This window comes from Methylomonas sp. (assembly GCF_023228165.1).
Classification (GTDB): Bacteria; Pseudomonadota; Gammaproteobacteria; order Methylococcales; family Methylomonadaceae; genus Methylomonas.
The window spans coordinates 90,314-97,515 of sequence record NZ_JALOBS010000021.1 but is presented as its reverse complement, the minus strand read 5'-3'; the positions used below and the strand labels follow the sequence as shown (position 1 = coordinate 97,515).

The following is a 7,202-nucleotide window of genomic DNA, read 5'->3' as shown; positions in this document are numbered from 1 at the left end:
AATTTCTTGAATGGTTCGTTTTCCACGATTGTAGACTTTTGCCAGGGCTTGCTCTCTGAACTCGTCAGAATACTGTTTCTTGGAAAGATTCATTTTTTATCTCAAATTTAAAGGGTTCTAAAAATTTAAGGCGACAACTATTTTGACGCGGGGGGCTACGTGGGCAAGAGTCGCAAAGGTCGGTTCATCGTGGGGCGCACGACGCAACGCGAACGAATCACGAAGAAACTTAAAGAGGTCAACCAGAAACTGGCACAGTTGAGATTGCAAGGCGGGAAAGCCATGATGCTCTACGCGCGGCGGCACTTGGTCGGTCACGTGGCCTACTACGGTGTGAGTGGTAACGCCCGGCAGATCAGAAATTACGCTTATCTGATAAGCCGCGTGCTATTCAAATGGATAAATAGAAGAAGCCAAAGGCGAAGTTGTAACTGGGCGAAGTTTAGCAAGGTGTTAAGGGCATGGATGCCATCGTTGCGAATCCAGCACAACTTATATCCCAAACCATTGTGGATGACTTAAACTGGGAGCCGGATGGTGTAACACTCCAAGTCCGGTTCTGCGAGGGCGGTAGCCCGTAAGGGCTGCCGCTACTCTCCCAATCAAGCAAATATGGTCTATCCTAACAGCCATGGCTAGACCACTCAGATTAGAATTAGCGGGCGGGTTATATCATGTGACGTCGCGGGGGAATGCGCGGAACGCGATATACCTTGATGATAAGGACCGATTAAATTGGCTCGAATTGTTCAGTGATGTTTGTGCCCGGTTTAATTGGATTTGCCACGCCTATTGTTTGATGAGCAATCATTACCATGTGGTTGTCGAGACGGTAGAAGGCAATTTATCCAAGGGTATGCGCCAGTTGAATGGCGTTTACACACAAACGTTCAACCGTCGGCATCAGCGCTGATGGTGAATGATGTAGCGGATTGGCCTTGGAGCAGTTATCGGGCGACGGTTGCTCAAGCTCCGCCGTTGAAATGCTTGCAAGTTGCTTGGTTGTTGCGGCAATTTGGTTTGAATAGAGAGCAAGCGATTGAACGCTATCGAGACTTTGTCCGGGCCGGTGTCGGATTGCCGCCTGTTTGGGAAGGGCTTAGAAATCAGATTTTCCTGGGCGATAAGCCGTTCGTGGAAAAGCTGCAAAGGCAAATTAAAGCCGAATCGCAAGGTCTAAAAGAAATCCCAAAAGTGCAACGAAGACCGTTGGGCAGACCGCTAAGCGACTATGTCGAAACTATCCCCGATACGAAAGAGGGGATAAGAAAGGCTTATGAGACCGGCGATTATACGATGCAGCAAATCGCGGATGCTTTCGGTGTACATTATTCGACAGTCAGTAGGGCGGTCAAAAAAATGGTTTTCGAAATATTTGACTGCAAGACTTAATGGAATGGTCCGCCTCACTTTACTGACCGGCCCGAGACGGCGAAGATGGTCATTTTGAACCCCTCAGGGTAAGTGAGACAAACTGTGACAAACAATGATGCAAGCCTAAAATCAGAAAGCAAAGAGATCAAAGTATTGGGAATCGATTTAGCTAAGCAAAGCGTTCATTTGTATGGTGTCAATGAGGCCGGCCATAAAATCGTTAGCAGAAAGCTCAGTCGCAACCAACTCACATCGTTCATTGCTAAGCTTGCGCCTACCCCTAAAATGCTCAGAAGTGCAGGCACTTTACGGCGGATGGTGAGAGGTTGAGTTGTTAAGCGCTCATGATATTCTGGATGGCGAACCGCATTTCCACGACCAGGGGATTTGAGCTGTCTGCAAGAACAGGTCCGGTACGTCGATGATTATTGCCGGTAATATTCTCTATACCAAGTCACGAAACGTTCTATGCCTTGTTCTATCGTGGTGTCGGGCTTGTATCCGACATCGGTTACCAAGGCCTCTACATCCGCATAGGTATCCGGCACGTCGCCGGGTTGTAACGGCAGCAGATTCTTTTCCGCCGTTTTGCCTAAAAAACGTTCCAAGGTTTCAACGTATGCCAGTAGTTCCACCGGATTTTGGTTGCCGATATTATAAACCCGCCACGGCGCTTTACTGGTGCCGGGGTCCGGTTTTTCGCCGCTCCAATCCGGGTTGGCTTGCGCTGTATGATCCAGTGTTCTTATCACGCCTTCGACAATGTCGTCGATATAAGTGAAATCGCGCCGGTGTTTGCCGTAATTGAATACATCTATCGGCTTACCCGCCAAAATCGCTTTGGTAAACAGAAATAGCGCCATATCGGGCCTGCCCCACGGGCCGTATACGGTAAAGAAACGTAGACCTGTAGTCGGCAACTGGTACAAATTGCTGTAGGTATGCGCCATCAGCTCGTTGGCTTTTTTCGATGCGGCATACAGGCTGAGTGGATGGTCGACATTATCGTGTACTGAAAATGGCATCGATTCGTTGGCGCCATACACGGAACTGCTGGAGGCATAAACCAAATGTTCGACTTGGTTATGCCTGCAGCCTTCCAGGATATTGATAAAGCCGACTATGTTGCTGTCTATGTAAGCATGCGGATTTTCCAATGAGTACCGTACGCCGGCCTGCGCAGCCAGATTGACGACTTTTTGCGGATGATGTTTCTTAAACACCGCCTTCATGCCTTCACGATCGGCGATATCCAGTCTGACGTCGGTAAAAGCAGCATGGTCTTTGATGCGGGCTAAACGGTTGATCTTCAGGTTGACGTCGTAATAGTCGTTGAGGTTATCGATACCAATGACTTCGTCGCCACGCTCCAGCAAGCGCAGAGCCAGATGATTGCCAATAAAGCCGGCGGTGCCGGTGACCATGATTTTCATTGCTTACAGTCTCGCGTCGGTTAGCTCTGCCGGGAATAGATATTTCAAGTCGTAAATGATGGACTGCTCCTTGCCCAGTGCCCGGATATCGCTGATCGGCATTTCCTTGAACTCCTCATGAGCGACAGCCAATATCATCGCGTCGTATTTCCTTCTGCCGGGTTGTGCGATGGGGCGTATGCCGTATTCTTCGAAAGCTTCATCGCCATTGACCCAAGGGTCATAAACGTCGATGGTGACGCCATAGGTTTTCAGTTCCGCCACAATGTCCACCACGCGGGTGTTGCGAATGTCCGGACAGTTTTCCTTGAAAGTCAGGCCCATGATCAGGACTTTGGCATCTTGCACTTGGATGCGCTTTTTAAGCATCAATTTGATCAGTTGCGAAACCACATAAGCGCCCATGCTGTCATTGATGCGGCGGCCGGACAAAATGACTTCCGGGTTGTAGCCGATAGCCTGGGCTTTATGGGTTAGATAATAAGGATCGACGCCAATGCAGTGGCCGCCGACCAAACCGGGACGAAACGGTAAAAAATTCCATTTGGTGCCGGCTGCCTGTAACACTTCTTCGGTATCGATGCCCAGTTTGTTAAAAATCAGTGCCAGCTCGTTGATCAGGGCGATATTAACGTCGCGCTGGGTGTTTTCGATGACTTTAGCCGCTTCGGCTACTTTTATACAGCTGGCTTTGTGCGTGCCGGCAGTGATGATGCTTTTATAAAGTTGGTCGACTTTTTCGGCAATCTCCGGGGTTGAGCCGGACGTGACTTTTAAAATATTGGTCACCCGATGTTGTTTATCGCCCGGGTTTATTCGCTCCGGGCTATAACCAACATAAAAGTCCCGGTTAAACTTTAATCCGGAGACTTTTTCCAGGATAGGCACGCACACTTCTTCGGTGGCACCGGGGTAGACGGTGGATTCGTAAATAATAATGTCGCCGGATTTAATGACTTTTCCCAGCAGGTCGCTGGCCTTTTGTAACGGAGTCAAGTCCGGCTGTTTATGCTCATTAATTGGGGTAGGTACCGTGACAATGTAGATATTGCAGCCGGCGATATCTTGAATGCTAGCGCTATAAGTCAGCAGGGTCGCTTCCGCCAGTTCCGCCGAGCTGACCTCCAAGGTATGGTCATTGCCGGATTGCAGTTCGGTTATGCGGTGCTGATTAATATCAAAACCCACGGTTGGGTATTTCTGTCCGAACTCCACTGCCAGGGGCAAGCCTACATAGCCCAAGCCTATCATGCCGATTTTGATGTTACTTAGCATCGTTTTGCCACTCCTGTTTTGTCCGCATGGAAGAAGATGAAAATTATTTTTTAGCTATACAACCCCAAGCTGTCAGCCAGGCTTGCGATTGATAGCTGTCGGCCGATTTGGGCAGTGCGCCGTTCAAGACCATTAGCAACGTTTGATTGATAATGCCAAAAAAATAACAATAAGCCAAAAGGTAATCGATGGATTTGATTTCGCCTTCTTTAATGCCGTTTTGAATAATGCGTTTAATTTTATTAAATGCCGCGGTATCCATTAACGGTGTCGAGTCCGTCAGAAAGTCTTCGGTTTTTACAAATAATAAAAATTGAATGATTTCCGGCGCGTCTTCGGTCAACTTAAACAGCAGATCGACAATTTCGCGTAATTGTTCGGAAGCTTTGCGATTTCTGCGGCGGATGTCGTCTATGGAAATGCTGAAGCTATCCAGAATGTTTTCGCGCAGTGTCTCGGCTATGGCCTGCTTGGTCTTGAAAAACTGATAAACACCGCTGGCGGTTTTTAGGCCTACCGCGTCCTTGATATCCGTTAATGAGGTATTGGAATAACCTTTTTGGGCGAAAAGTTTTAAGGCTGCCTGTAAAACTTCATCTTGACTCAAAGTTTTATTGGGGGTGGTTTCGATTTCAGGTTCTGTTTTTATTTCTTGTTCCATGCTTTTATTTACAGCTTTACCTGCTGTTTGACTCTCTGGTTTGTGCAGTATAAAGCTGCAATTATTATTATTCTGTAATGGTGTCAATGGCGGCAATTAAATAATTGACCATCGACCATAACGTTAAGACCGCGGACAAGTATAGCAGCCAGTAGCCCATATCATTGATGGGTAGGCCGAGCAAATTATCGCGGTATAGCAGTAAGCTAATGGCCGCCATTTGAGCGGTGGTTTTCCATTTACCTAATTGGGACACTTTGACCTTGGCGCGTTGGCCGATTTCAGCCATCCATTCTCGCAAGGACGCAATGGTAATTTCTCTACCGATAATGACCGCCGCTGGAATGGCCAGATAAGGGTTGGCTTCTGCCTGCACCACCAAAACCAATACAAAAGCCACCATTAATTTATCGGCAACCGGGTCCAGAAAGGCGCCGAATGCGGTTTCCAGATTCAATTTTCGGGCCAGGTAACCATCCAGCCAATCGGTGAAGCCCGCAAATAAAAAAATACCGGTACTGGCGATGCGGCTGTATTCCCACGGCAAATAAAACACAATGGCCAATAAAGGAATCATGGCGATGCGTAAAAATGTCAAATATGTGGGTAAATTAAATTTAACTGCCATCTTGATGGTGGAAAGTATCGTAAATTCGTTGCGCCAATTGCCTGCTAATGCCTTCGATGCTGGCCAAGGCATCGACGCCCGCACTGGAAACACCCTGTAAACCGCCAAACTGTTTCAATAAAATCTGCCGTCTTTTCGGCCCTAATCCGGCGATATCTTCCAACGCGGATTGCTGTTTGGCTTTGCCGCGGCGTTGCCGGTGGCCGGTAATCGCAAACCGGTGCGCTTCATCACGAATATGCTGAATCAAGAGCAGCGCGCTGGCGCCGGGAGAGACGTCCAAGGGTTGATCTTTATTCGGCAAAATGATTTTTTCCATGCCTGCCTTACGGTCCGGTCCTTTGGAAACGCCGACTATCATAACATTGTTTATCTCCAATTCCGCCAATGCCTTTTGCGCTGCGGAGACTTGCCCCTTGCCGCCGTCTATCAGCAAAATATCCGGCGCCGGGTGTTCGCCCTGTTTCTGGCGTTTGAAACGGCGGAATACTGCCTGATGTATCGCCGCATAATCATCACCTCCGGTGACGCCTTCGATATTAAAGCGCCGATAGTCCGACTTGACGGGGCCTTCACGGTCGAATACCACGCAGGAAGCCACCGTTTGTTCGCCTTGGGTATGGCTGATATCGAAACATTCCAGACGCTTCGGTACTTCGGCGCAGCGGAATTCCTGCTGCAAACTAAGAAAACGCGCGTACAAACCCTGTTTGTCGGCCAGTTTGGCCATTAAAGCGCTATCGGCGTTGGTGACAGCCATCCGTAGCCATTTTTGCCGCTCGCCGCGCACATTGTGACTGATTGTCACATTATGCTTGGCTTGTCCGCTCAATACTTCGATCAATAAGGCCGTTTCCGGCAGCGGGTGACTGATGATGAGATCGTGCGGAACAGTTTTATCCAGATAATACTGGCTGATGAAGGCCTGCAAAATCAGGCCGGGATCGTTTTCCACGACGATTTTAGGGAAAAATTGCCGGTTACCCAGGTTTTGGCCGTTGCGGATAAAAAACACCTGCACGCAAGCCAAATCGGCCTTGGCAGCGCAAGCCAAAATATCAACATCGCCTTTCTCACCCTCGACGAAATGTTTCTCCAGTACGGCCCTTAGGCGTTGAATTTGATCGCGGTATACGGCAGCCTGTTCGAATTCCAGGGCCGAGGCGGCGGTTTCCATTTTTTGCACCAGCTGGTCGATCAACTGGCCGCCTTGACCTTCCAGAAACAAAATCGTGCTGTCTACATCGTTCCGGTAATCCTGCTTGCTGATCAAACCGACGCAGGGCGCGCTGCAGCGTTCGATTTGATGTTGCAGGCAGGGCCGGGAGCGGGCGTTGTAGTAGGAGTCCTCGCACTGGCGTACCGGAAAGATTTTTTGCAACAGTTTTAAAGTTTCCTTGACTGCGCTGGCGCTGGGATAAGGTCCGAAATAGCGGCCTTTGCGTTTTTTTGCGCCGCGGTGATAGGACAATTGCGGGAAATCGTGAAAACTGGAAATGAATACATAAGGGTAGGATTTATCGTCGCGCAAGCTGATGTTGTAACGCGGTTTATGGCGTTTGATCAGCTGACTTTCCAATAATAAGGCTTCGCCTTCGGTATGAGTAACGGTGACTTCGATACCGCATACCTTGGCGACCATGGCCGACTGCTTGGGCGACACCGCATTGCTGCGGAAATAGCTCGATACCCGGTTTTTCAGGTTTTTGGCCTTACCGATGTAAATGATTTCGCCTTTGGCATCCAGCATCTTATAAATGCCGGGACGCTGGGTCAGGGTTTTTAAAAAGGCTTTGACGTCAAAATCGATTGGTGAGACGGCGTCGTTCAT

At 48.9% G+C, this 7,202-nt stretch carries 7 protein-coding genes; 2 read left to right on the top strand and 5 right to left on the bottom strand.

Going from position 1 to position 7,202, the window contains the following annotated elements; all coding sequences use genetic code 11:
• Nucleotides 1–631: 631 nt before the first annotated feature.
• Both M0R33_RS16135 and M0R33_RS16130 read left to right on the top strand, forming a co-directional pair.
• The gene (locus M0R33_RS16135) at nucleotides 632–913 is read left to right on the top strand and encodes a transposase (RefSeq protein ID WP_292571469.1); all 282 of its coding nucleotides are present in this window, start codon (nucleotides 632–634) and stop codon (nucleotides 911–913) included.
• A gap of 2 nt (nucleotides 914–915) precedes the next feature.
• Nucleotides 916–1,392 carry a hypothetical protein gene (locus tag M0R33_RS16130; protein WP_292571466.1) on the top strand — a complete coding sequence of 159 codons (477 nt, stop codon included), beginning with the start codon at nucleotides 916–918 and terminating at the stop codon, nucleotides 1,390–1,392.
• A 407-nt stretch (nucleotides 1,393–1,799) separates the two neighbouring features.
• On the opposite strand, the gene M0R33_RS16125 is transcribed toward M0R33_RS16130, so the two are convergent.
• The 5 genes from M0R33_RS16125 to uvrC all read right to left on the bottom strand — a co-directional run bounded on the left by M0R33_RS16125 (nucleotide 1,800) and on the right by uvrC (nucleotide 7,202).
• Nucleotides 1,800–2,807: an NAD-dependent epimerase gene (locus M0R33_RS16125; RefSeq protein WP_292571463.1), complete on the bottom strand. Its 1,008-nt coding sequence runs from the start codon at nucleotides 2,805–2,807 to the stop codon at nucleotides 1,800–1,802.
• 3 nt (nucleotides 2,808–2,810) lie between these two features.
• Nucleotides 2,811–4,082 (bottom strand): Vi polysaccharide biosynthesis UDP-N-acetylglucosamine C-6 dehydrogenase TviB, encoded by a 1,272-nt coding sequence (gene tviB / locus M0R33_RS16120; protein ID WP_292571460.1) that lies wholly within the window; start codon nucleotides 4,080–4,082, stop codon nucleotides 2,811–2,813.
• A 43-nt stretch (nucleotides 4,083–4,125) separates the two neighbouring features.
• Nucleotides 4,126–4,743, bottom strand: coding sequence for a TetR/AcrR family transcriptional regulator (locus M0R33_RS16115; protein ID WP_292571457.1), 618 nt, complete (start codon nucleotides 4,741–4,743; stop codon nucleotides 4,126–4,128).
• Between the two features lie 67 nt (nucleotides 4,744–4,810).
• Nucleotides 4,811–5,371: a CDP-diacylglycerol--glycerol-3-phosphate 3-phosphatidyltransferase gene (gene pgsA / locus M0R33_RS16110; protein ID WP_292571454.1), complete on the bottom strand. Its 561-nt coding sequence runs from the start codon at nucleotides 5,369–5,371 to the stop codon at nucleotides 4,811–4,813.
• Nucleotides 5,361–7,202 (bottom strand): excinuclease ABC subunit UvrC, encoded by a 1,842-nt coding sequence (gene uvrC / locus M0R33_RS16105; protein WP_292571451.1) that lies wholly within the window; start codon nucleotides 7,200–7,202, stop codon nucleotides 5,361–5,363. The genes pgsA and uvrC overlap by 11 nt, the downstream gene beginning before the upstream one ends.

Excerpts from the sequence above, each read along its gene's own strand:
- M0R33_RS16135 (WP_292571469.1), top strand. The coding sequence starts at position 632 with ATGGCTAGACCACTCAGATTAGAATTAGCGGGCGGGTTATATCATGTG.
- M0R33_RS16125 (WP_292571463.1), bottom strand. The coding sequence starts at position 2,807 with ATGAAAATCATGGTCACCGGCACCGCCGGCTTTATTGGCAATCATCTG.
- tviB (WP_292571460.1), bottom strand. The coding sequence starts at position 4,082 with ATGCTAAGTAACATCAAAATCGGCATGATAGGCTTGGGCTATGTAGGC.
- M0R33_RS16115 (WP_292571457.1), bottom strand. The coding sequence starts at position 4,743 with ATGGAACAAGAAATAAAAACAGAACCTGAAATCGAAACCACCCCCAAT.
- pgsA (WP_292571454.1), bottom strand. The coding sequence starts at position 5,371 with ATGGCAGTTAAATTTAATTTACCCACATATTTGACATTTTTACGCATC.
- uvrC (WP_292571451.1), bottom strand. The coding sequence starts at position 7,202 with ATGAACGACGCCGTCTCACCAATCGATTTTGACGTCAAAGCCTTTTTA.